The following is a 21,462-nucleotide window of genomic DNA, read 5'->3' as shown; positions in this document are numbered from 1 at the left end:
CCAGTCACGAATTGATAGCCTGCGATGCATTGATTACGGCCTCTACAGCTGCAGGTACTGGTCCAGCGCCAGCTGGTCCAGCAGTACCTGGTCGTGGGACGCCACCACCAGCGCCCCGCGAAACTGCCCGAGCATGCGTTCCAGTGCAGCCAGCGACGGCAGGTCCAGGTGGTTGCCGGGTTCGTCCAGCAGCAACAGGTCGAGCGGCCGTTCGCGGTACAGCACAGCGGCCAGTGCTGCCTTCATCCGCTCACCGCCGCTTAGCAGGCCGCTGGGCAGTTCGATGCGGGCCGCGTCCAGGCCCAGTTGCGCCAGGCGGCTACGCAGGTCGCCCTGGGCCAGCGTCGGGTTTGCCTGGCGCAGGTGGTCGAGCACGCTGGTGTGGTCTGGCAGTGCGCTGCAGTGCTGGTCGAGCAGGGCGGTTTCGCCACTGAGGCGCAGGCTCTCGGGCGGTGCTGGCAACTCACCGTTCACCAGCCTGAGCAGGGTGGACTTGCCACTGCCATTGGCGCCGACCAGGCCCACCCGCTGGCCCAGGCACAAGCGCAGGTTCAGTGGTTTGCGCGTGCCGCGTGGCAGGCGCAGCGCCTGCAGGGCCAGCACTTCCCGGCCTGGATGGCGCTGTGGTGTGGGGGTATGCAGGGTAATGGCGCTGTCCTGCTCGACCTCGTGGGCGGCATCACGCACTTTGCCCAGCAGCGCCTGCTGGGCGTCGCGATGGTCGCGACGTTGCTTGCCCGCAGTGGCCTGGCTGCGTTCCTGCTGGCGGTCGACCAGGATCCTGGCCTGGTTGGCGCGCTTGGCGTTGCGCCCGGCGCGGGCTTGATGACGTTCCAGGGCTTCGCGCTGGCGCTGCAGTTCGCGCGCCTGGCGTTGCTGCTCCTGTTTCAGCCGGGCAAGTTGCTGTTGGGCCTGCGCCGTCTGGCTGGCTTTCTGGGCCGAATAGAAGCTGTAGTTGCCGCCATAGGCCTGCAATCCCAGGCTGGACAATTCGACGATCCGCGTCATGTGCGCGAGCAGGCTGCGATCATGGCTGATCACCAGCAAGCCCCGGTCCCAGGCTTCGATCATGCTCAGCAGCTGGACGCGGGCGTTGCTGTCCAGGTGATTGCTCGGCTCGTCGAGGATCAGGTAGTCGGCATTGCTGAGCCAGGCGCCAATCAGCGCCACGCGCATGGCCTGCCCACCGCTCAGGCTACGGGCTGGCTGGCGCCAGTCAAGCTGGCCCAGGCCGTGGCGTTGCAACTGGGCCAGCAGTTGCCCGCGGATGTCCCAGCGCTCGGCAACGGTGTCGAAATCGCGGGGTTCGACACTGCCTTGTTCGATGCGCTCCAGCGCTGCAATCACGCCGCCAACCTGCGCCAGGTCGGCAAGCGTGCCGTTATGCTCGATTGCCTGCTGGCTCAGCAGGTGAACATGCCCTGCGCGCCGACAATGGCCGCTGCTCGGTTCACGCTGGCCGGCGAGAATCTGCCCAAGCAGGCTCTTGCCCACGCCGTTGCGCCCGACCAGGCCGGTGCGGCGATGGTCGAAGGTTTCGCTGAGGTCGGTAAATAACAGCCTGCCGTCAGGCAAGGCCAAGGAAACGCTGTCCAGCGTCAGGATCGACGTGTTCGTCATGCACAACTCCACAAATGCCGCGACATCTCCGGAGCGAACCGGAGGCTGAAGACTGGCCGTCGAAGGGACGGCGGCATCAATGGCGCATTGGACGAACACCTCGTGACAGGGGAATGCGTAGCCTAACGGATAGAGGCATCGTTGTCGCGCGAAAACAGATTCCGCGAGTGCGCCGCGGACCCTGTGGGAGCGGGCGTGCCCGCGAACACCGGCAAAGCCGGTGCCCAGTGCAGGCAGGAAGAGCCAGGACCGCGCATGCCCCTGGTTCAGCGCCCCATCAGGCGCCTGGTCCAGTCACCCCCATGGCTCCGCTGGCAGGCCTCTTCACTGTCAAACCGCACATGCCAGGCCGGATGATCCAGCTGAATGCCAGCCTGCTCCAGCGCCAAGCCGGTCAGCGCCAGCATGCGCACCTTCGCGTCGCCCGCCAGGGCGGCGGCCTTGTCGGCCTCTTGCTCGAACACCCAGGTAATACGCAGGCTGGCCGGAAAATCCTCGGGGTCAAGACGATGGGTAAGCCAGGTGAAGCCGACGATCTCCGCCTTGGCGGTTTCGCACGCTTCGGTCAGGCAAACCACCAGTTCACGCTCCAGGCGTGCCATGTCGCGCTTGTTCAGGGATTTCACCGGTGGGCCTCGCTGGTCAAAGCCGCCACTGTAACGCAGTTGCGCCACTTGTTGTCGCCCAGCCCGGCAGCAATGGTTGACCACCCGCCAGCCACTGCGTAGCCTTGCCAGTTCGAGGTTCTTCGGCCAGGCCGAAGCTAAGACGGGAACGCGGTACAAGCCGCGGCTGCCCCCGCATCTGTAAGCACCGACAACGGATCGACACAGCCACTGCGCCCGCGCGCGGGAAGGCGTCATCCCGCCAGCCTGCTGCACCAGCGGGCACATGGAACGGTGCGAGCCAGGAGACCTGCCTCGTCACGTTTTCGACTTTCAACCGGGCGGGGTGATCCGGTGGCGAACAAGCCCGGCCGGCCTGGCCTGCGGCTGTCGTCCTGCATGCCCGCGCCAATCTGCCAAGGGCAATGCGACATGAAAACACTGGCCAAGCTCCCCGTCACCATCGTCACCGGCTTCCTCGGCTCGGGCAAGACTACCTTGCTGCGCCACATGCTCGACAACGCCCAGGGCCGCCGCATTGCGGTGATCGTCAACGAGTTCGGCGAACTGGGCATCGACGGCGAAATCCTCAAGCAGTGCAGCATCGGTTGCACCGAGGAAGAAGCCAGCGGGCGCGTCTACGAACTGGCCAACGGCTGCCTGTGCTGCACCGTGCAGGAAGAGTTCTTCCCGGTGATGCGCGAGCTGGTGGCACGCCGTGGTGACCTGGACCATATCCTCATCGAAACCAGCGGCCTAGCTCTGCCCAAACCGCTGGTGCAAGCCTTCCAGTGGCCGGAAATCCGCAATGCCTGCACCGTCGACGCGGTGATCACGGTGGTCGACAGCCCGGCCGTGGCCGCCGGCACCTTCGCCGCCTACCCGGACCAGGTCGATGCCCAGCGCAAGCTCGACCCTAACCTGGACCACGAATCGCCGCTGCACGAACTGTTCGCCGACCAGCTGGCCAGCGCTGACCTGGTGGTGCTGAACAAGGCCGACCTGATCGACGCCGAAGGCCTGGCCAAGGTCCGCGCCGAAGTGGCCGAAGAACTGCCGCCGGCAGTCAAGGTGATCGAGGCCAGCAGTGGCAAATTGCCGCTGGAAGTGCTGTTGGGCGTAGGCGCCGAGTCCGAGGCGCATATTGATGGCCGCCGCACCCACCACGATTCGCACCATGACGGCGATGACCATGACGATCATGACCACGACGCCTTCGATTCGATCTCCATCGACCTGCCCGAAGCCGACGAAAGCCTGCTGCTCGACGCCCTGACCCAGCTGGTGGTGGAGTTCGGCATCCTGCGCGCCAAAGGCTTCGCAGCCATCCCGGGCAAGCCGATGCGCCTGCTGGTGCAAGGCGTGGGCACTCGTTTCGACAAGCACTTCGACCGCGCCTGGCGCGCCGACGAGCCGCGCATCACCCGCCTGGTGCTGATCGGCCAGGACCTCGACGCGGCTCAGCTGGAAGCGCGCCTGCGCCAGGCCTTGGGCGCCTGACCCATGCACCTGCTGCGGACCCAGCCCGGCGGCTTTGTGCCGGATGACAGCATTGCCGACCTTGGCCAGACACCCGCCGAGCTGGTGATTCTCTGCAGCGGCGATTCGCACCTGGCATTGCTCGCCGATACCGCCGAGCAATTGCCCGGGGATTACCCCAGCCTGCGCCTGGCCAACCCGATGCAGGTGCAGAACCATGCCTCGGTCGACCTGTACGTCGACCAGGTGCTGCGCCATGCCAAGGTCATCCTGGTGTCGCTGCACGGTGGCGTCGGCTACTGGCGCTATGGCGTCGAGCAGCTGGTCGAGCTGGCCGGCCGTGGCGTGCAACTGATCCTGGTGCCGGGCGACGACCGCCCGGACCCGGAGCTGACCAGCCTGGGCAGCGTCAGCGGCGAGCAGGCCGAGCGCCTCTGGCACTACTTGCGCCAGGGCGGCAAGGCCAATGCCATCAACCTGTTCAACTGCCTGGCCAGCCAGTGGCTGGGCCGCGACTATGCCTGGGACGAGCCGCAGCCTTTGCCGCGCACCGCCGTGTATCACCCGGCCAAGGGCAGCGCCACGCTGGAGGACTGGTACCCACTGTGGCACCCCGAGCAGCCGGTGGCGCCGCTGCTGTTCTACCGCTCGCACCTGCAGGCGGCCAACACCGCGTTCATCGACGTGTTCTGCCAGCGCCTGCAGGCCGCCGGGCTCAACCCGTTGCCGATCGCCGTGGCCAGCCTCAAGGAAAGCGCCTGCCTGGAGCAGGTCGAAGGCTGGCTGGACGAGGTGGGTGCCGAGGTGCTGGTGAACACCACCGGCTTTGCCCTGTCCAGCCCCGAACGCCCCAACCTGCGCCCGTTCCGTCGTGACATCCCGGTGCTGCAGGCCATCTGCGCGCAAGACAACCAGCCCGGCTGGGAAGCCAGCGAGCAGGGCCTGGGGGCGCGGGACCTGGCCATGCACATTGCCTTGCCCGAACTGGACGGGCGCATCATCACCCGCCCGATCAGCTTCAAGGACATGGCCTGGCGTAGCGAGCGCAGCCAGTCCGACGTGGTCTGCTACCGCGCCCACCCCGAGCGCATGGACTTCGTCGCCGAGCTGGCCCGCCGCTGGGTCGAGCTGGCGCGCCTGCCGAATACCCAGAAGCGTGTGGCCCTGGTGCTGGCCAACTACCCGACCCGGGATGGCCGCATAGGCAATGGCGTTGGCCTGGACACGCCGGCGGCCGCGCTGAACATCCTCAAGGCCCTGCAGGCCGAAGGCTACCCGCTGGCCGACTTGCCGGGCAGCGGCACGCAACTGATCCACCAGTTGCTCGGTGGCGTGACCAATGACCTCGACCAGCTGGACCTGCGCCCCTGCGCGCAGAGCCTGAGCCTGGCCGACTACCAGGCCGCCTTCGAGCGCCTGCCCGAGGCCAACCGCCAGGCGGTGCTGGAACGCTGGGGGCCGCCGCAGCAGGACCCGATGTACCGCAGTGGCCGGCTGATGGTGGCCGGCCTGCGCTTTGGCTTGACCTTCGTCGGCATCCAGCCGGCGCGGGGCTACCAGGTAGACCCCAGCGCGGTGTACCACGACCCTGATCTGGTGCCGCCGCACGGCTACCTGGCGTTTCACTTCTGGCTGCGCCATGCCTTTGCCGCCGACGCGGTGATCCATGTCGGCAAGCACGGCAACCTCGAATGGCTACCCGGCAAGGGCGTCGGGTTGTCGGCGCAGTGCTGGCCGGACGCCTTGCTCGGCCCGTTGCCGAACATCTACCCGTTCATCGTCAACGACCCGGGCGAGGGTGCCCAGGCCAAGCGTCGCACCCAGGCGGTGATCATCGACCACCTGATGCCGCCGCTGACCCGTGCCGAAACCTATGGCCCGTTGCGCCACCTGGAGCAATTGGCCGACGAGTTCTACGAAGCACAGCTGCTCGACCCGCGGCGGGCCCGCGAGTTGCAGCGCGACATTCTCGAGCTGGTCAAGGCCAACCACATCGACCGCGAACTGCAGCTGGAAGGCCAGCTGGATGACGCCGCCGTGTGGCTGCCGCGGCTCGACACCTACCTGTGTGACCTGAAGGAATCGCAGATTCGCGATGGCCTGCATGTGTTCGGTCAATCGCCTGAGGGCCGGCTGCGCCTGGATACCTTGCTGGCGCTGTTGCGGGTCGAGCGTGGCGACGGTCGCGGCGGCAATGCCAGCCTGCTGCGGGCCCTGGCCAAGGCGCTGGTGCCGGGCTTTGACCCGCTCGATTGCGAACTTGGCCAGCCGTGGCAGGGCCCACGCCCTGAGCAGTTGCAGGCCATGAGCAGCGAGCCCTGGCGCACCTGTGGCGATACCCGCGAGCGCCTCGAGCTGTTGGCGCTGCAGGTGATCGACCAAGCGCTGGGCGGAACCGCCCAGTTACCTGCCCTGAGCGAATGGCAGCCGGTGCACGACGTGGTGCAGGCGCTGCGCGAAGCGGTGGCACCCAGCCTGGACGCCTGCGGCAGCGCCGAAATGAATGGCCTGCTGGCGGCGCTGGCCGGGCGTTTCGTGCCCGCCGGCCCCAGTGGTGCGCCCAGCCGTGGGCGCCTGGACGTGCTGCCCACCGGTCGCAATTTCTACACCGTGGACGTGCGCAACCTGCCCACCACCACCGCCTGGCGCCTGGGCTTCGCCTCGGCCAACCTGATCCTCGAGCGCCACCTGCAGGACCACGGTGATCACCTTCGCCAGCTCGGCCTGTCGGTGTGGGGCACGGCAACCATGCGTACTGGCGGCGACGACATCGCCCAGGCCATGGCGCTGATGGGCGTGCGACCGGTGTGGGCCACTGGCAGCCAGCGGGTCGACGATTTCGAAATCTTGCCGCTCAGCCTGCTCGACCGCCCGCGGGTGGACGTGACCTTGCGCGTCTCCGGCTTTTTCCGTGATGCCTTCGGCAACCTCATCCGCCTGTTCGATGCCGCAGTGCAGGCGGTGGCCGCGCTGGACGAACCCGACGACCTCAACCCCTTGGCTGCCCGTGTGCGTAGCGAGCGGGCCGCGCTGCAGGCGCAGGGCGTTGACGCCGAGCAGGCTGCGCGCCAGGCCGGCTGGCGGGTGTTCGGTGCCAAGCCCGGGGCCTACGGTGCCGGGGTGCAGAACGCCATCGACGGGCGCCTGTGGCACAGCCGCGACGACCTGGCCGAGGTTTACCTCAACCACGGTGGCTATGCCTACGGCGCCAGCGACGACGGTACCCCGGCACGCGCCCAGTTCGCCCAGCGCCTGGCCAAGGTGCAGGCGGTGCTGCAGAACCAGGACAACCACGAGCACGACCTGCTCGATTCCAACGACTATTACCAGTTCCAGGGTGGCATGCTGGCGGCGTCGGAAACCTTGTCCGGTGCGGCAGTGGCCAGCTACCACGGCGACCACAGCCAGGCCGACCGGCCGCGCATCCGTACCCTCAAGGAAGAGTTGAACCGGGTCATCCGTGCCCGGGCGTTGAACCCGAAGTGGATCGACGGGGTCAAGCGTCATGGCTACAAAGGCGCCTTCGAGATGGCGGCGACAGTCGACAACCTGTTCGCCTTCGACGCCACCACGCAACTGATCGACGACCATCATTACCAGGCGCTGGCCGATGCCTACGTGCTCGACCCGGCGACCCGCGATTTCATGCGCGAGCACAACCCCGAGGCCCTGCGCGACCTTACCGAGCGTTTGCTGGAGGCCCAGCAGCGCGGCCTGTGGCAGGCGCCTGGCGACTACCGCGAAGCCCTTGAGGAACAACTGCTCGACGGCGAGGAACAGGCTTGAAATGAGTGAACCCGTGCAATTTCCGCTGGCCGCCGTGGTCGGTGCGGACGACCTGAAACTGGCGCTGTGCCTGACCGCCATCGACCCGAAGATCGGCGGCGTGCTGATCGAGGGGCCGCGCGGCATGGCCAAGAGTACCCTGGCCCGAGGCCTGGCTGACTTGCTCGGTGAGGGACCGTTTGTCACCCTGCCATTGGGCGCCAGCGAAGAACGGTTGGTCGGCACCCTCGACCTGGATGCCGCGCTGGGGCAGGGCAAGGCGCAGTTTTCCCCGGGTGTGCTGGCCCAGGCCGATGGCGGCGTGTTGTATGTCGATGAAGTCAACCTGCTGCCTGACACCTTGGTAGACCTGTTGCTCGACGTGGCCGCCAGTGGCACCAACCGCGTCGAGCGTGATGGCATCTCGCACCGGCACAGTGCCCGTTTCGTGCTGATCGGCACCATGAACCCGGAGGAGGGCGAGCTGCGCCCACAGCTGCTCGATCGCTTTGGCCTGAATGTGGCGCTTGAAGGCTTGCCCGAGCCTGAGGCGCGTCAGCAGATCATTCGCCGCCGCCTGGCCTTTGACAGCGATCCGCAGGCCTTCTGCGCGCAATGGGCCGAGGCCCAGGCGCAATTGCGCGAGCGCTGCCAGGCGGCGCGCCACGCCCTGGCCGGCATTGCCCTGGACGACCAGGCGCTGGCCTGGATCACCGAACGCTGTTACGCCGCCGGGGTCGACGGCCTGCGCGCCGACCTGGTCTGGCTGCGCGCCGCACGCGCGCACTGTGCCTGGCGCGGCGGCGCGGCCATCGAAGAAGCCGATGTCGATGCAGTGGCCGAGTTCGCCTTGCGCCATCGCCGCCGCGTTATGCCTCAGGCCAACTCGCCTTCGGCGCCGCAGCAGCCTGAGCAGCAGACCAGTCAGCAAGGCGCAGGTAACCCTGGCGAACAGGGTGGGCAGGGCGACTGGGGCGCAATGCCGGCGCAGCCGGTAGCCAGCGGCGCCCGCCGCGAGGTGCCGAACTGGGCAAAAAAGCCCTGAGCATCCCCCAGCCACCTGCCAAAGGGGCGGATGCCAAAGCGGGCGCAGGTAAGCAGTACGGCGCCAGCCGGGGCGGGGCGCGCAGTGCCGCGGCCGGTCGGGTGGCCTGGCTGCCGACCCTGCTCAAGGGGCGGCCACGCCAGCGCCAGGACCTGTGCTGGCAGCAACGTCAGGCCAAGCCCGCAGAACTGTGGTTGGTCATCGTCGATGCTTCGGCCTCGACCCGCCGCCACCAGGCGTTGGCGCAAACCAAAGGGCTGCTGGCGGCGCTGTTCGACCAGGCCTACCGCCAGCGTGCCCGGCTGGCCCTGCTTACCGCCAGTGGGCGCACGCCGCAGTGGCAGCGCCACGGCCTGAAGGCCTCGGCCGCTTTGCAACCCTGGCTGCAAGCCTTGGGGGCCGGTGGTGGTACGCCGTTGATCGCTGCACTGGAACAGGCTCGGCACTGGTTACTGGCGCGGCAACGGGCCCACCCCGAAGAGGCGCTGCGTTGTCTGGTGTTTACCGATGGTCGCCTGCAGCACTGGAGCGCCGTGCAGCCGATGCCGTGTGCCACTTTGCTGGTGGATATGGAACTGGCGCCGGTGAGCCTGGGCCGTGCGCAGCGTCTGGCGCAACAACTGCAGGCTGATTACCAGCACCTGCAACAGTTCAAGGTGGTGGATTGAACAGTGTTGGCGCGACACTATGTCGCAATAAGAAAAGTTGCCAGAACAGCAACCGGGAAGTTGTACAAGTGCGTGACGGTGCACGCACTTGGTTTGCCGGCCGAAATTATTTTGGCATCGACCAGGGTTGCAGATCGTAACCTTTCTCGCACAGTTCGGCGCGCACTTCCTCGATCAGGCTGGCCCACTGGGCCGGGTCGGAGTAGATACGCGAGGACACTTGCTTGCTGCCGATGCGGGTGCTGGTCCGGTCGATCACTGCCAGGCTCAGTTCACCAGTACCGTTGGGTGCATCCCAGGCTACGCACTGGAAAGGTTCGAAGGCGTGGTCGGCAATCAGCAGTGCTTCGTTGACACGGAGCGGGGCATTCATGGTTCGGTCTCTCTATGGTCCCAAACATCGAAGTGAGTCCGCGTTGCTTCAAAGTCGCCTCGGTTATCGCGAAGTGCAGCGCGGGGTTATGTGTACTGATGCTCGTTGTCCGGGGGCAAGTCACACATTGGCTGTAAAAAATTTTTGCAGGGTCGAATCCGTTCTTGCCCATGCCGCCATGTGATGTCAATAAAGTGCGAAAATTCCCGTCACGTATTGTAAAAAAATGATTCGGCAGACAGACGGTACTGGGAACCGTCAACTTCGTTGCTACTGTTAATCAGGCGCCACAACTTACTGTTTTATTTCAAGAAACCTAATACTGGCGCCAAGGATTGGTCATGCAGCAGCCTGCCGTCCAACGCCGTTTGCTCATCGTCGACCCCTGCGATGACTGTCACCGTTTGTTGCCTGGTTTGCGCAGCGCAGGCTGGGATGTGGACAGCTGCATGCTCGGTGCCGCGCTGGATCATCCTTGCGATGTGGGCCTGTTGCGCTTGCAGGCGTCGCACCTGAGGCGCCCGGACGGGGTCAAGGACTTGATCAAGCGCAGTAACACCGAATGGATTGCCGTGCTCAGTGCCGAACAGCTGCGCATGCCGGCTGTCGGCGATTTTGTTTGCGAATGGTTCTTCGACTTCCACACCTTGCCGTTCGACGTTTCCCGCGTGCAGGTCACCTTGGGCCGGGCCTTCGGCATGGCACGCCTGCGTGGCAAAGGGGCGGCTAGGGTGGATGAAGCGAGCCACGAACTGCTCGGCGAAAGCCGCCCGATCCGCGAGCTGCGCAAGCTGCTGGGCAAGCTGGCGCCCACCGAATCCCCGGTGCTGATCCGCGGTGAAAGCGGCACCGGCAAGGAACTGGTGGCGCGCACCCTGCACCGTCAGTCGCAACGCAGCGAGCAGCCGTTCATTGCCATCAACTGTGGGGCGATTCCCGAGCACCTGATCCAGTCCGAACTGTTCGGCCATGAGAGGGGCGCCTTCACCGGTGCGCATCAGCGCAAAGCCGGGCGCATCGAAGCGGCCCATGGTGGCACGTTGTTCCTCGACGAAATCGGCGACCTGCCGCTGGAGTTGCAGGCCAACCTGCTGCGCTTTCTGCAGGAAAAACACATCGAGCGGGTGGGCGGCAGCCAGCCGATCCCGGTGGATGTGCGGGTATTGGCGGCTACCCACGTGGACCTGGAAAGGGCTATCGAGCAGGGGCGCTTTCGTGAAGACCTGTACTACCGCCTGAACGTGTTGCAGGTAGTGACCGCGCCTTTGCGCGACCGGCATGGTGACCTGTCGATGCTGGCCAGTCATTTTGCCCATTTCTACAGCCTGGAAACCGGGCGTCGACCCCGTTCGTTCAGCGACCATGCCCTGGCGGCCATGGGCCGGCATGACTGGCCGGGCAATGTCCGCGAGTTGGCAAACCGGGTACGGCGCGGGCTGGTGCTGGCTGAAGGCCGGCAAATCGAGGCGCAGGACCTGGGGTTGCAGACCCTTGACCGGGTGCAGCATCCGCTGGGCACGCTGGAGGAGTACAAGCACCGGGCCGAGCGCCAGGCGTTGTGCGATGTCCTTAGCCGGCACAGTGACAACCTGAGCGTGGCGGCCAAGGTGTTGGGCATTTCGCGGCCGACTTTCTATCGATTGCTGCACAAGCATCAGATGCGCTGAGCAGTGGATGGCACCGGCTACGCCGGTGTTGGCGGGTAAACCCGCTCCCACAGGTACGCGCAGTTCCTGTGGGAGCGGGCATGCCCGCGAACAGGCCCCTACAGGCTACCGATCAATGCGGCCCGCGGGGAATGGTCTTCAGCAGGTCTTCCGGGCTGATGTGCCCCACCACCTGGGCCACCGCGCTGCCCGGGGTCGGCAGGTCGATGATGTGGCTTTTCATCTTGCCGATCACATGCATTTCGCACGGCTTGCAGTCGAACTTCAGGGTCAGCACTTCATCGCCCTGAATCAGCTGCATCGGCGCCACCTTGGTACGCACGCCGGTCACGCCCTTGGCCTGCTTGGGGCACAGGTTGAAGGAGAAGCGCAGGCAGTGCTTGGTGATCATCACCGGCACTTCGCCGTGCTCTTCATGGGCCTCGTAGGCTGCATCGATCAATTGCACGCCGTGGCGATGGTAGAAGTCGCGGGCCTTCTGGTTGTACACGTTGGCCAGGAACGACAGGTGCGACTCGGGGTATACCGGCGGTGGGGTGGTCTCGGCCTTGCGCCCGCCACGCGGGTGCGCCTGCACCCGTGCTTCAGTCAGCGCCTCGATGGCTTCGCGGCGCAGGGCCTTGAGCTGCGAGTTGGGGATGAAGTACGCCTGTGGAGCGTCCAGCTCGATGCTGTCGGCGTGGTACATGGTGGTACCCAGTTGGCCGAGCAGGTCGTGCAGCTGGTCCAGTGCCTGCTGCGGCTTGTTGGCCGTGCCGAACGGGCCGTCCAGTGCCACTTGCGCGCTCACGCCTTCCTCGCTGGTGACGGTCAGCACCAGGCGTTGCTCGCGCAGTACCGCGTGCCATTGCACGCCAACGCGGCGCTCGGCCGAGGTGCGTTGCAGGGCTTGCTGCCAGTTGTGGTCGAGGTTACGCGACAACGGGTGGTTGGGCCGCAGCTTGTGCAGGCCTTCGGGCATTTCGTTGGGCTCGACGCGGTAGCGGTAGCGCTTCTCGCCGTCTTCCTCGAACTCGCCACGCGGTTCGGCGATGTTGGCACGGAAGCCCACCACTTCACGCTTGACCAGCACATTCAGGCCGTCGCCGTTGGTCAGCGGCACCTCGGTGACCACTTGCATGTCACGCTTGCCGACCTTTTCCACCACGCCCACCGGCAGGCCGGTGAAGGTTGGCGAGTCGAAGGCACCGATGTCGACCTTGCGGTCGGTGACGAAGTAGTCGGTGCTGCCGCGGTGGAACGTCTTGTCCGGGTCGGGCACGAAGAAGTGCTCGGTGCGGCCGCTGGAGGCGCGGGCCAGCTCCGGGCGGCCTTCGAGGATGGCGTCGAGTTCCTTGCGATAGTGGGCAGTGATGTTCTTCACATAGCCCACGTCCTTGTAGCGGCCTTCGATCTTGAACGAACGCACGCCGGCATCGACCAGGTCAGCCAGGTTGGCGGTCTGGTTGTTGTCCTTCATCGACAGCAGGTGCTTCTCGAACGCGACCACACGGCCCTGGTCATCCTTCAGGGTGTACGGCAGGCGGCAGGCTTGCGAGCAGTCGCCACGGTTGGCGCTGCGGCCGGTCTGCGCATGGGAGATGTTGCACTGGCCGGAGAAGGCCACGCACAGCGCACCGTGGATGAAGAACTCGATGGCGGCGTCGGTTTCGGCGGCGATGGCGCGGATTTGCTGCAGGTTCAGCTCACGAGCCAGTACCAGCTGGGAGAAGCCGGCCTGGTCGAGGAACCTGGCCCGTTCCAGGGTGCGGATGTCGGTCTGGGTGCTGGCGTGCAGCTCGATCGGCGGGATGTCCAGCTCCATCACCCCCAGGTCCTGCACGATCAGCGCGTCGACACCGGCGTCGTACAGCTGGTGGATCAGCTTGCGCGCGGGCTCCAGTTCGTTGTCGTGGAGGATGGTGTTGATGGTGGTGAACACGCGTGCATGGTAGCGATGGGCGAACTCGACCAGTTCGGCGATATCGCTGACTTCGTTGCAGGCGTTATGGCGTGCGCCGAAGCTCGGGCCACCGATGTAGATGGCGTCTGCGCCGTGCAGGATCGCTTCACGGGCGATGGCCACGTCACGGGCAGGGCTGAGCAGTTCCAGGTGATTCTTTGGAAGGGACATGTCGTTATAGGTTCGGGCTGTCACGGTTTAGGCGGGCATTGTAGCGGCGAAACGGGCTGGCGGCATCATCGGGGTGCCGAGAGGTGCAGGATGCAGGAAAACTGTGGGAGCGGCCTTGCGTCGCGAACGGGGGGGCGTAGCGCCCCCAGGGGCTTGGATCCACCGCAAGATCACTGGGGCCGCTTTGCGGCCCTTTCGCGACACAAGGCCGCTCCCACAGGCCGCTTCCATCAGGTTGGACCTGACAGGGTGAATCAGCGCTTGGCGGCCATTGCGGTCACTTCCACGCGCATGCCTTCGAATGCCAGTGCAGCCACACCCACGGCGGCGCGTACCGGCCAGGGCTTGCTGAAGAAGCGCTGGTACACCTCGTTGAATGCCGCGCGGTCGGCCATGTCGGTGAGGTAGATGGTCAGGTGCAGCACGCGGTCCATGCCGCTGCCGGCCTTCTCCAGCGCCACTTTCAGCGCCTGCAGGGTGCACTCGCTCTGCTCGACGATGCCGCCCAGCTCCAGGCTGCCATCGGCGTGGGTCGGGATCTGCGTGGTGACCAGCACGCCGTTGTATTCGGCGACGTCGGAGGAAATCGACTCGGCGTCCGGGTCCGGGGTGTAGATGATGTCTGCTTGTGCCATGGTGGGTTTTGCCTTGCTACGGAAGGAAAGCGGCAAGCCTACGCGAGCGCGCTGGCCCGGTCGAGGGCGCCCCGGTGTTTGAAATGCGCGGCGTTCGCCGTCAGAATCGCGGCCGATTGCAAAGCAGGGGTTTACGTTGAACGAACAGACATTGTCCAGGCGCCTGGAGCGCGTGGCGGCACAAGTACCGCAAGGCGCGCGCCTGGCCGACATCGGCTCGGACCATGGCTACCTGCCGGTGGCCTTGATGCTGCGCGGGGTGCTGGAAGCGGCGGTAGCGGGCGAGGTGGCGCAGACGCCGTTCGCCTCGGCCCAGCGCAACGTGCGCAGGAACGGCCTGGAAGGCCGAGTCGGCGTGCGCCTGGCCGACGGCCTGGCAGCGGTCGAGCCGGAAGATCGCATCTCGGTGATCAGCATCTGCGGCATGGGGGGCGACACCATGTGCGAGATCCTCGAGGCCGGCAAACAGCGCTTGGCGGGTGTCACGCGCCTGGTGCTGCAACCCAATGGCGCTGAGCGCGAACTGCGCCAGTGGCTGATGGGCAATGGTTACCGGATCGTCAGCGAAGAACTGCTGCGGGAAAACCGTTTCGACTACGAGATCATCGTCGCCGAGCCGGGCGGGGCAGCGTATACCGCTGAACAGCTGTACTTCGGCCCGGTGTTGTTGCAGGAGAAAAGCGAGGCGTTCCTGGTCAAGTGGCGGCGCATGCTGCGGCAGAAGCAGCAGACCCTGGCCAACTTCGAGCGGGCCCGCGATGCGGTGCCCCAGGCGAAAATCGATGACTTCAGGCAACAGGTCGGCTGGATCACCGAGGCGCTGGGCTGACTCACTGCTGCGAGCAGTTGCCCATTTCCCGGTAGTCGACTTCGCGCTTCTGGCCCTGGTGGTCGACATACACCATGTGCGCGGTGCCAACCTGGCAGTCGGCAGCGTTGCTGGCCGGGGTGATGGAGATGACTTTGGCAATGTCCAGCGGCATGCCGTATTCGTAATTGCTGCTGCTGACCGGTTGATTGCTGCTGGCGTCGGCCAAGGCACCGAACGAGGCGAGGGTAGCGGCAACGGCAAGGACAGCGATCGAACGTTTCATGGCAGGCTCCTTTTTTCAATGTATGGCTAATGATCCATTCATTGGTCATCCACAATAAATGGTCTAACCCGTGATAGATTCCTGCCTGTAACGCAAGAATAAGACCGAACAAGGAGCACACCTTCATGGACATGCTGCATGCCATGCGTACCTTCGCCCGTGTGGTGGAATGTGGCAGCTTCGCTGCGGCCGCCAATGCCCTGGACATCTCTGCGGCGCAGGTTTCGCGCATCGTTGCCGAGCTGGAAAACCAGCTGCAGACCCGCCTGTTGCACCGCACCACGCGGCGTTTGCGCATGAGCGAAGCGGGCGAGCGGTTTCTCGAGCGCTCGCGGCAGATCCTGTTGCTGACCGAAGAGGCGGTGGGCGAAGCCCGTGGTGCGCACCTCACGCCCCGCGGCCGCCTGCGTTTGCATTGCCCGCACGGGTTGGGCCTGTTGCTGATGCCGCTGGTGGCCGGCTACAACGCACTGTGCCCGGAAGTGGTGATCGAGTTGACCCTGTCCCAGCGCAACCCCGACCCGCTGGCCGAAGGGCATGACGTGGTGATTACCGTTGACGGGGCGTTGCCGGATTCGCAGCTGATCGCCGTGCCGCTGGGCACCATTTTCAGCATCCCCTGCGCGGCGCCGAGCTACCTGGTGGCCCACGGCGTGCCCGAGCGCCCGGAAGACCTGCACCAGCACCGCTGCCTGCGCATGGCTTATCCGATGTATGAAGGTGACTGGGTGTTCCCGCAAGGGGTGGACCAGTGTGTGATCGCACCGAACGACAGTTTCTCCACCAACGTCGCCGACGCCATGCTGGTGGCCAGCGAACTGGGCATGGGCATTGGCCTGTTGCCGTTCTACACCGCGAGCCAGGCGATCGAGCAGGGGCGCTTGTGCCGGTTGTTGGCGCCATATCGCCTGCGTGAGAGTGCGCTGTATGCGATCTACCCGTCACGGCATTACCTGGATGCCAAGGTGCGCACCTGGATCGACTACCTCAAGGAGCAACTGCCGGCGCTGTTCGAGGGGCATGCCAAGGTGGTGGATGATTCGCGCTATTGGCGATAGCCGAGTGTGGGGCGGTTAACGCTGGCCCTTGTAGGAGCGGCCTTGTGTCGCGAAAGGGCCGCAAAGCGGCCCCTGCAATTTTTGCATCGTGGGGCCGCGTTGCGGCCCTCTTCGCAGCGCAAGGCTGCTCCTACAGCGGATAGTGCTTCAACTCCCGCGCAATCAGCATCCGCTGGATCTCGCTCGACCCTTCATAGATCTGCGTGATCCGCGCATCGCGGTAATAGCGCTCCACAGGGTAATCCTCCAGGTAGCCATAGCCGCCATGCACCTGGATCGCCATCGAGCACACTCGCTCGGCCATTTCCGAGGCGAACAGCTTGGCCTGCGAGGCCTCCGACAGGCACGGCTTGCCGGCGCTGCGCAGGCGTGCGGCATGCAGGATCAGCAACCGCGCGGCATTCACCTGCACCTGCATGTCGGCCAGCAGGTTGGCGATGCTCTGGTGCTCGTTGATCGGCTTGCCGAATTGCACCCGATCGCGCGAGTAGACCAACGCCGCCTCGAAGGCGGCACGGGCAATGCCCAGCGCCTGGGCAGCAATGCCGATACGGCCGCCTTCGAGGTTGGACAGGGCGATGGCCAGGCCTTTGCCACGTTCACCAAGGATGTTGGCGGCGGGGATGCGGCAGTTGTCGAAGGTGACCGCGCAGGTGTCGGAGGCGCGGATGCCCATCTTGTGCTCGCTGCGATCGACCTTGAAGCCCGGGTTGTCGGTGGGCACCAGGAACGCCGACAGGCCCTTTTTGCCCAGCTCCGGGTCGGTCACCGCAAAGACGATCGCCAACCCGGCGCGGCGGGCGTTGCTGACGAACTGCTTGGCGCCGTTGATCACCCACTGGCCATCCACCAGTTCGGCGCGGGTGCGCAGGTTGTGCGCCTCGGAACCGGCCTGCGGCTCGGTCAGGCAGAAGCAGCCGATCACTTCGCCAGTGGCCAGGCGCGGCAGCCACTGCTGTTGCTGTTCGGCCGTGCCGTAGGCCAGCAGCGGGCCGCAGCCCACCGAGTTGTGAATGCTCATCATCGCTCCGGTGGCGCCGCAGCCGGCGGCAATCTCTTCCACCGCCAGGGCGTAGGCGACGTAGTCGGTGTAGCTGCCGCCGAAGTCTTCCGGCACCACCATGCCCAGCAGGCCCAGTTCGCCCATCTTGCGCACCACGCCGTCGTCGATCCAGCCGGCCTTTTCCCAGGCCTGGGCATGCGGGGCGATTTCGCCACGGGAAAAGTCCCGGGCCATGTCGCGGATCATGATCTGTTCTTCGCTCAGTTCCAGGTCTTGCATCTGTGTACTCCCGGGCTCACAGGCCTTCGAAGAATTGGTCGACCCGCTGGCGTTGCAGTGCGGCCAGGGTCGGCGGGTTCCAGCGTGGCTGCTTGTCCTTGTCGATGATCAGCGCGCGCACGCCTTCGATGATGTCGCCGTGCTGGAACCACTGGCGGTCCAGGTGCAGCTCCATGGCAAAGCACTCGTCAAGGCCCAGCTGGCGACCCCGGCGCAGCATTTCCAGAGTAACCGCCATGGCCAGCGGTGAGCGGCTTTCCAGCTGGTCGGCAGTGGCCACGGCCCAGGCGTGGCTGTCGCCAATGCTCACCGCACGCAGTTGCTCGACGATGGCGGGCACGTCGGGCAGGGCGAAGAAGTGGTCGATGACCGGGCGCAGTTTTTCCAACGGCGCATCCTCGAGCACCTGGGTGCCGAGCCGGGCCAGCAGGTTCTGCAGGTCCTTGAGTGGCTGGTCGCCGAAGCGAAGCTGGTCCAGGCCCTGGTCGAGGGCTGCCAGCTGGTCGCTGGCCAGGTACCAGTCGGCCAGGCCGCAGTAAAGTGCATCGGCTGCCTGGATCTGGCTGCCGCTGACGCCCAGGTAGATGCCCAGTTCGCCAGGGAGGCGCGACAGGAAGTAGCTGCCGCCCACATCCGGGAAGTAGCCGATTCCCACTTCGGGCATGCCCAGGCGGCTGCGTTCGGTGACCACGCGCAGGTCGCAGCCCTGGGCCAGGCCCATGCCGCCACCGAGGGTGAAGCCGTCCATCAGCACCAGCACCGGTTTGGGGTAGCGGTGGATGGACAGGTCGAGGGCGTATTCCTCGACGAAGAAGGTTTCATGCAGCGTTTCGCCGGCCTTGAAGCTGTCGTGCAGCGAGCGGATATCGCCACCGGCGCAAAAGCCCTTGGGGCCCTCGCCACGCAGTACCACGGCGCGCACTTGCGGGTCTTCGGCCCACAGGTCGAGGTGCTGGCGCAGGCTGCGGACCATGTCCAGGGTCAAGGCATTGAGGCCGGCGGGACGGTTCAGGGTCAGGTGGCCAATCTGGTTGCGGACCTCGGCCAGCACATGGTCGGTTGCCGAGGTATGAGCGTGCGCAGTCATTGCGTTCTCCCTGCTTTGTTATTGATTTTCCAAGTGAAGTCTGGAGTTCGCTGGAGGATCGCAGGATCCTGTCATGCGAATTTGCCTTGCACAATCGACAATTGTGCAAGGGCATCGTGCATTTTTGCCCTGCCCGAAGGTTGCGCGCTCCCTGTAGGAGCAGCCTTGTGCTGCGAAAGCGCCGGCATGGCTAACGACATTCTATGGCCGTCAGGGCCTCTTCGCAGCACAAGGCTGCTCCTACAAAAAGCAAAGCGTCACTGAATCATTAACCTGACAGTAACGAAAGCGCCAGTAGCTTGATTGATCCCCCAACCACCCCAGCCCTAAGGTGACCCCCACGACAGCGAACCCGTGGAGTCACCATGACAACAACCAAGAATCCACCGCCGCAATGGTCCCGGCGGCGCGCCGAAAAGCTGCGTCGCCTTGACCGGGTCCGCCACCTCGCCGACGGCGTGGTGCTGCCCACCGAGCGTATCGTCGAAGCCCTGGAGCTGCTGCTCGCTCCCGGCGACCGGGTAGTGCTCGAAGGCAACAACCAGAAGCAGGCCGACTTCCTCTCGCGCGCGCTGGCCAGGGTCGACCCGGGGCGCCTGCACGACCTGCACATGATCATGCCCAGCGTCAGCCGCGCCGAGCACCTGGACCTGTTCGAACGTGGCATTGCCCGCAAGCTCGACTTCTCTTTCGCCGGCCCGCAAAGCCTGCGCATTGGCCAACTGCTGGAAGACGGCCTGCTCGAGGTCGGTGCCATCCACACCTATATCGAGCTGTACTCGCGGCTGCTGGTCGACCTGATCCCCAACGTCACTCTGGTGGCTGGCTTCATGGCCGACCGCGATGGCAACCTGTTCACCGGCCCCAGCACCGAAGACACCCCGGCACTGGTGGAGCCGGCCGCGTTCAGCGACGGTATCGTCATCGCCCAGGTCAACCAGTTGGTGGACCGCGTGGATGACCTGCCCAGGGTCGATATCCCGGCGTCCTGGGTCGATTTCGTGGTGGTTGCCGACCAGCCGTTCTATATAGAGCCGCTGTTCACCCGCGACCCGCGCCATATCAAACCGGTGCACGTGCTGATGGCGATGATGGCCATTCGCGGGATCTACGAAAAGCACCAGGTGCAGTCGCTGAATCATGGTATTGGCTTCAACACCGCTGCCATCGAGCTGATCCTGCCTACCTATGGCGAGTCCCTGGGCCTGAAGGGCAAGATCTGCCGCAACTGGACACTCAACCCACACCCGACCCTGATCCCGGCCATCGAGACCGGCTGGGTGGAAAGCGTGCACTGCTTCGGCACCGAACTGGGCATGGAGGACTACATCGCCCAGCGCCCGGACGTGTTCTTCACTGGCCGTGATGGCTCGCTGCGTTCCAACCGCATGATGTGCCAGCTGGCCGGGCAGTACGCCGTCGACCTGTTCATTGGCGCCACCCTGCAGGTAGATGGCGATGGCCATTCCTCGACCGTGACCCGCGGCCGTCTGGCCGGCTTCGGCGGAGCACCGAACATGGGCCACGACCCGCGTGGCCGACGCCACGCGACCCCGGCCTGGCTCGACATGACCGAGCCGGAAACAATGCTCGAACGCGGTCGCAAGCTGGTGGTACAGATGGTCGAGACCTACCAGGAAGGCGGCAAGCCCACCTTCGTGGAAACGCTCGATGCCGTGGACGTGGCAAAGAAAGCCGGCATGCCGCTGGCCCCAGTGATGATCTATGGCGACGACGTCACCCACCTGCTGACCGAGGAGGGCATTGCCTACCTGTACAAGGCGCGCAGCCTGGAAGAGCGCCAGCAGATGATCGCCGCCGTGGCCGGGGTAACCGCCATCGGCCTGCGTCACGACCCCAAGGACACCTTGCACCTGCGCCAGCAAGGCCTGGTCGCCTTGCCCGAAGACCTCGGCATCCGCCGCACCGATGCCAGCCGCGAACTGCTGGCTGCGCGCAGCATCGCTGACCTGGTCGAATGGTCCGGCGGCCTCTACAACCCGCCTGCACGGTTCAGGAGCTGGTGATGAAAGCACTCGACTTGCAACCGCATGGGCTTCTTCGCAAGCACAGGAATAGTGACGCATTTGAACATCGCACCATCCTTGTGGGAGCGGGTATACCCGCGAAGAGGCCGGCACAGACAACCGAATTACCCCTGGCCGACCACCTGGCCGACCTGGCCGTGGAAGCCCTGATCGACGAAGCCGACCTGTCCCCAAAGCCCGGCCTGGTCGACCGCCGTGGCAACGGCGCCCACCCCGACATGACCCTGGCGCTGATGCATGCCTCGGCCCTGGCCCTGTGGCCATGCCTGCGCAACATGGCCGAAGCCGCCAAGGCCATCGGCACCATCGGCCAGCCCCTGCGCGCCACCCTGGGCCAGCTCGGCCGCGAAGGCGAGGCGGCGATGCTGGCCGCCACCGGCGGGGTCAACACCCATCGCGGCGCAATCTGGGCCCTCGGCCTGCTGGTAGCATCCAAGGCCCTCGACACCCAGGCCGATACCAACACCCTGGCTGCCCGTGCCGGTCGCATCGCACTGTTCGACGACCCCGCCATGACCAGCCAAGACAGCCATGGCCTGCAGGTACGCCGCCGCTATGGCACTGGCGGCGCCCGCGAGCAGGCGCAACAAGGCTTCCCCGCTGTCATCGGTCACGGCCTGCCGCAACTGCAGCGCAGCCGCGCCGCCGGTGCCAGCGAGCCGAACGCCCGGCTCGACGCGCTACTGGCGATCATGGCCGTGCTCAGCGACACCTGCGTGCTCTGGCGCAGCGGCCCGACCGGGTTGGCTGCCGTCCAGCAAGGCGCCTGTGCCGTGCTCACCGAAGGCGGCAGTGCCACGCTAGCCGGGCGCCGGCAACTGCGCCGGCTGGACCAGCACCTGCTGCACCTGAATGCCTCACCGGGCGGCGCCGCCGATCTGCTGGCCGCCTGCCTGTTCCTCGACAAAGCCGGGAGCCTGTGA

At 65.6% G+C, this 21,462-nt stretch carries 17 protein-coding genes and 1 riboswitch; of the genes, 9 read left to right on the top strand and 8 right to left on the bottom strand.

Annotated features, from left to right (window positions below; all coding sequences use genetic code 11):
* Positions 1-42: 42 nt before the first annotated feature.
* Positions 43-1,620: an ATP-binding cassette domain-containing protein gene (locus A4C63_RS20410; RefSeq protein WP_063914297.1), complete on the bottom strand. Its 1,578-nt coding sequence runs from the start codon at positions 1,618-1,620 to the stop codon at positions 43-45.
* A gap of 266 nt (positions 1,621-1,886) precedes the next feature.
* Positions 1,887-2,246, bottom strand: coding sequence for a hypothetical protein (locus A4C63_RS20405; protein WP_063914370.1), 360 nt, complete (start codon positions 2,244-2,246; stop codon positions 1,887-1,889).
* Between the two features lie 98 nt (positions 2,247-2,344).
* Positions 2,345-2,558: riboswitch (cobalamin riboswitch) on the top strand.
* 99 nt (positions 2,559-2,657) lie between these two features.
* Here A4C63_RS20405 and cobW point away from each other — a divergent pair.
* The 4 genes from cobW (at position 2,658) to A4C63_RS20385 (ending at position 9,182) form a co-directional block, all read left to right on the top strand.
* Positions 2,658-3,725 (top strand): cobalamin biosynthesis protein CobW, encoded by a 1,068-nt coding sequence (cobW, locus tag A4C63_RS20400; protein ID WP_003247913.1) that lies wholly within the window; start codon positions 2,658-2,660, stop codon positions 3,723-3,725.
* A gap of 3 nt (positions 3,726-3,728) precedes the next feature.
* Positions 3,729-7,490, top strand: coding sequence for a cobaltochelatase subunit CobN (gene cobN, locus A4C63_RS20395; protein ID WP_063914296.1), 3,762 nt, complete (start codon positions 3,729-3,731; stop codon positions 7,488-7,490).
* A gap of 1 nt (position 7,491) precedes the next feature.
* Entirely contained in the window at positions 7,492-8,514 is a 1,023-nt protein-coding gene (locus A4C63_RS20390; RefSeq protein ID WP_063914295.1) for an ATP-binding protein, read from the top strand.
* A 101-nt stretch (positions 8,515-8,615) separates the two neighbouring features.
* Complete coding sequence (locus A4C63_RS20385) at positions 8,616-9,182, top strand: VWA domain-containing protein (protein ID WP_063914294.1); 567 nt, start codon at positions 8,616-8,618, stop codon at positions 9,180-9,182.
* A gap of 106 nt (positions 9,183-9,288) precedes the next feature.
* Here A4C63_RS20385 and A4C63_RS20380 read toward each other — a convergent pair whose 3' ends face one another.
* Positions 9,289-9,555, bottom strand: coding sequence for a hypothetical protein (locus A4C63_RS20380; RefSeq protein ID WP_013972506.1), 267 nt, complete (start codon positions 9,553-9,555; stop codon positions 9,289-9,291).
* Between the two features lie 341 nt (positions 9,556-9,896).
* On the opposite strand from A4C63_RS20380, the gene A4C63_RS20375 reads away from it, so the two are divergent.
* The gene (locus A4C63_RS20375) at positions 9,897-11,222 is read left to right on the top strand and encodes a sigma-54 dependent transcriptional regulator (RefSeq protein WP_063914293.1); all 1,326 of its coding nucleotides are present in this window, start codon (positions 9,897-9,899) and stop codon (positions 11,220-11,222) included.
* Positions 11,223-11,334: 112 nt separating this feature from the next.
* Here the strand turns inward: A4C63_RS20375 and A4C63_RS20370 are convergent, their stop codons facing one another.
* Together A4C63_RS20370 and A4C63_RS20365 are read right to left on the bottom strand one after the other, a co-directional pair.
* Positions 11,335-13,335, bottom strand: a complete 2,001-nt coding sequence (locus A4C63_RS20370) for a U32 family peptidase (RefSeq protein ID WP_063914292.1) — start codon at positions 13,333-13,335, stop codon at positions 11,335-11,337.
* A 254-nt stretch (positions 13,336-13,589) separates the two neighbouring features.
* On the bottom strand, positions 13,590-13,970 hold the full coding sequence (locus A4C63_RS20365) for a RidA family protein (protein ID WP_015270613.1): 381 nt from the start codon (positions 13,968-13,970) through the stop codon (positions 13,590-13,592).
* A gap of 136 nt (positions 13,971-14,106) precedes the next feature.
* On the opposite strand from A4C63_RS20365, the gene A4C63_RS20360 reads away from it, so the two are divergent.
* On the top strand, positions 14,107-14,799 hold the full coding sequence (locus A4C63_RS20360; protein WP_063914291.1) for a tRNA (adenine(22)-N(1))-methyltransferase TrmK: 693 nt from the start codon (positions 14,107-14,109) through the stop codon (positions 14,797-14,799).
* A 1-nt stretch (position 14,800) separates the two neighbouring features.
* Here A4C63_RS20360 and A4C63_RS20355 read toward each other — a convergent pair whose 3' ends face one another.
* Positions 14,801-15,064, bottom strand: a complete 264-nt coding sequence (locus tag A4C63_RS20355) for a DUF2790 domain-containing protein (RefSeq protein ID WP_063914290.1) — start codon at positions 15,062-15,064, stop codon at positions 14,801-14,803.
* 125 nt (positions 15,065-15,189) lie between these two features.
* Here A4C63_RS20355 and A4C63_RS20350 point away from each other — a divergent pair, with 125 nt between their 5' ends.
* Positions 15,190-16,122: a LysR family transcriptional regulator gene (locus tag A4C63_RS20350; protein ID WP_063914289.1), complete on the top strand. Its 933-nt coding sequence runs from the start codon at positions 15,190-15,192 to the stop codon at positions 16,120-16,122.
* 130 nt (positions 16,123-16,252) lie between these two features.
* On the opposite strand, the gene A4C63_RS20345 is transcribed toward A4C63_RS20350, so the two are convergent.
* Complete coding sequence (locus tag A4C63_RS20345) at positions 16,253-17,404, bottom strand: acyl-CoA dehydrogenase family protein (protein WP_063914288.1); 1,152 nt, start codon at positions 17,402-17,404, stop codon at positions 16,253-16,255.
* 16 nt (positions 17,405-17,420) lie between these two features.
* On the bottom strand, positions 17,421-18,491 hold the full coding sequence (locus tag A4C63_RS20340) for an enoyl-CoA hydratase/isomerase family protein (protein WP_063914287.1): 1,071 nt from the start codon (positions 18,489-18,491) through the stop codon (positions 17,421-17,423).
* Positions 18,492-18,856: 365 nt separating this feature from the next.
* Between A4C63_RS20340 and mdcA the strand changes: the two genes are divergently transcribed.
* Positions 18,857-20,518: a malonate decarboxylase subunit alpha gene (gene mdcA / locus A4C63_RS20335; RefSeq protein WP_063914286.1), complete on the top strand. Its 1,662-nt coding sequence runs from the start codon at positions 18,857-18,859 to the stop codon at positions 20,516-20,518.
* Positions 20,518-21,462, top strand: coding sequence for a triphosphoribosyl-dephospho-CoA synthase (locus tag A4C63_RS20330; protein ID WP_063914285.1), 945 nt, complete (start codon positions 20,518-20,520; stop codon positions 21,460-21,462). Before mdcA ends, A4C63_RS20330 begins: the two co-directional genes overlap by 1 nt.

It is taken from the genome of Pseudomonas sp. p21 (assembly GCF_001642705.1).
GTDB lineage: Bacteria > Pseudomonadota > Gammaproteobacteria > Pseudomonadales > Pseudomonadaceae > Aquipseudomonas.
The sequence above is the reverse complement of the archived record's forward strand: the minus strand, read 5'-3'. Positions and strand labels throughout refer to the sequence as shown.

Coding starts and splice junctions, on each gene's coding strand:
- A4C63_RS20410 (WP_063914297.1), bottom strand. CDS start 1,620: ATGACGAACACGTCGATCCTGACGCTGGACAGCGTTTCCTTGGCCTTG.
- cobW (WP_003247913.1), top strand. CDS start 2,658: ATGAAAACACTGGCCAAGCTCCCCGTCACCATCGTCACCGGCTTCCTC.
- cobN (WP_063914296.1), top strand. CDS start 3,729: ATGCACCTGCTGCGGACCCAGCCCGGCGGCTTTGTGCCGGATGACAGC.
- A4C63_RS20390 (WP_063914295.1), top strand. CDS start 7,492: ATGAGTGAACCCGTGCAATTTCCGCTGGCCGCCGTGGTCGGTGCGGAC.
- A4C63_RS20380 (WP_013972506.1), bottom strand. CDS start 9,555: ATGAATGCCCCGCTCCGTGTCAACGAAGCACTGCTGATTGCCGACCAC.
- A4C63_RS20375 (WP_063914293.1), top strand. CDS start 9,897: ATGCAGCAGCCTGCCGTCCAACGCCGTTTGCTCATCGTCGACCCCTGC.
- A4C63_RS20370 (WP_063914292.1), bottom strand. CDS start 13,335: ATGTCCCTTCCAAAGAATCACCTGGAACTGCTCAGCCCTGCCCGTGAC.
- A4C63_RS20365 (WP_015270613.1), bottom strand. CDS start 13,970: ATGGCACAAGCAGACATCATCTACACCCCGGACCCGGACGCCGAGTCG.
- A4C63_RS20355 (WP_063914290.1), bottom strand. CDS start 15,064: ATGAAACGTTCGATCGCTGTCCTTGCCGTTGCCGCTACCCTCGCCTCG.
- A4C63_RS20350 (WP_063914289.1), top strand. CDS start 15,190: ATGGACATGCTGCATGCCATGCGTACCTTCGCCCGTGTGGTGGAATGT.
- A4C63_RS20345 (WP_063914288.1), bottom strand. CDS start 17,404: ATGCAAGACCTGGAACTGAGCGAAGAACAGATCATGATCCGCGACATG.
- A4C63_RS20340 (WP_063914287.1), bottom strand. CDS start 18,491: ATGACTGCGCACGCTCATACCTCGGCAACCGACCATGTGCTGGCCGAG.
- mdcA (WP_063914286.1), top strand. CDS start 18,857: ATGACAACAACCAAGAATCCACCGCCGCAATGGTCCCGGCGGCGCGCC.
- A4C63_RS20330 (WP_063914285.1), top strand. CDS start 20,518: ATGAAAGCACTCGACTTGCAACCGCATGGGCTTCTTCGCAAGCACAGG.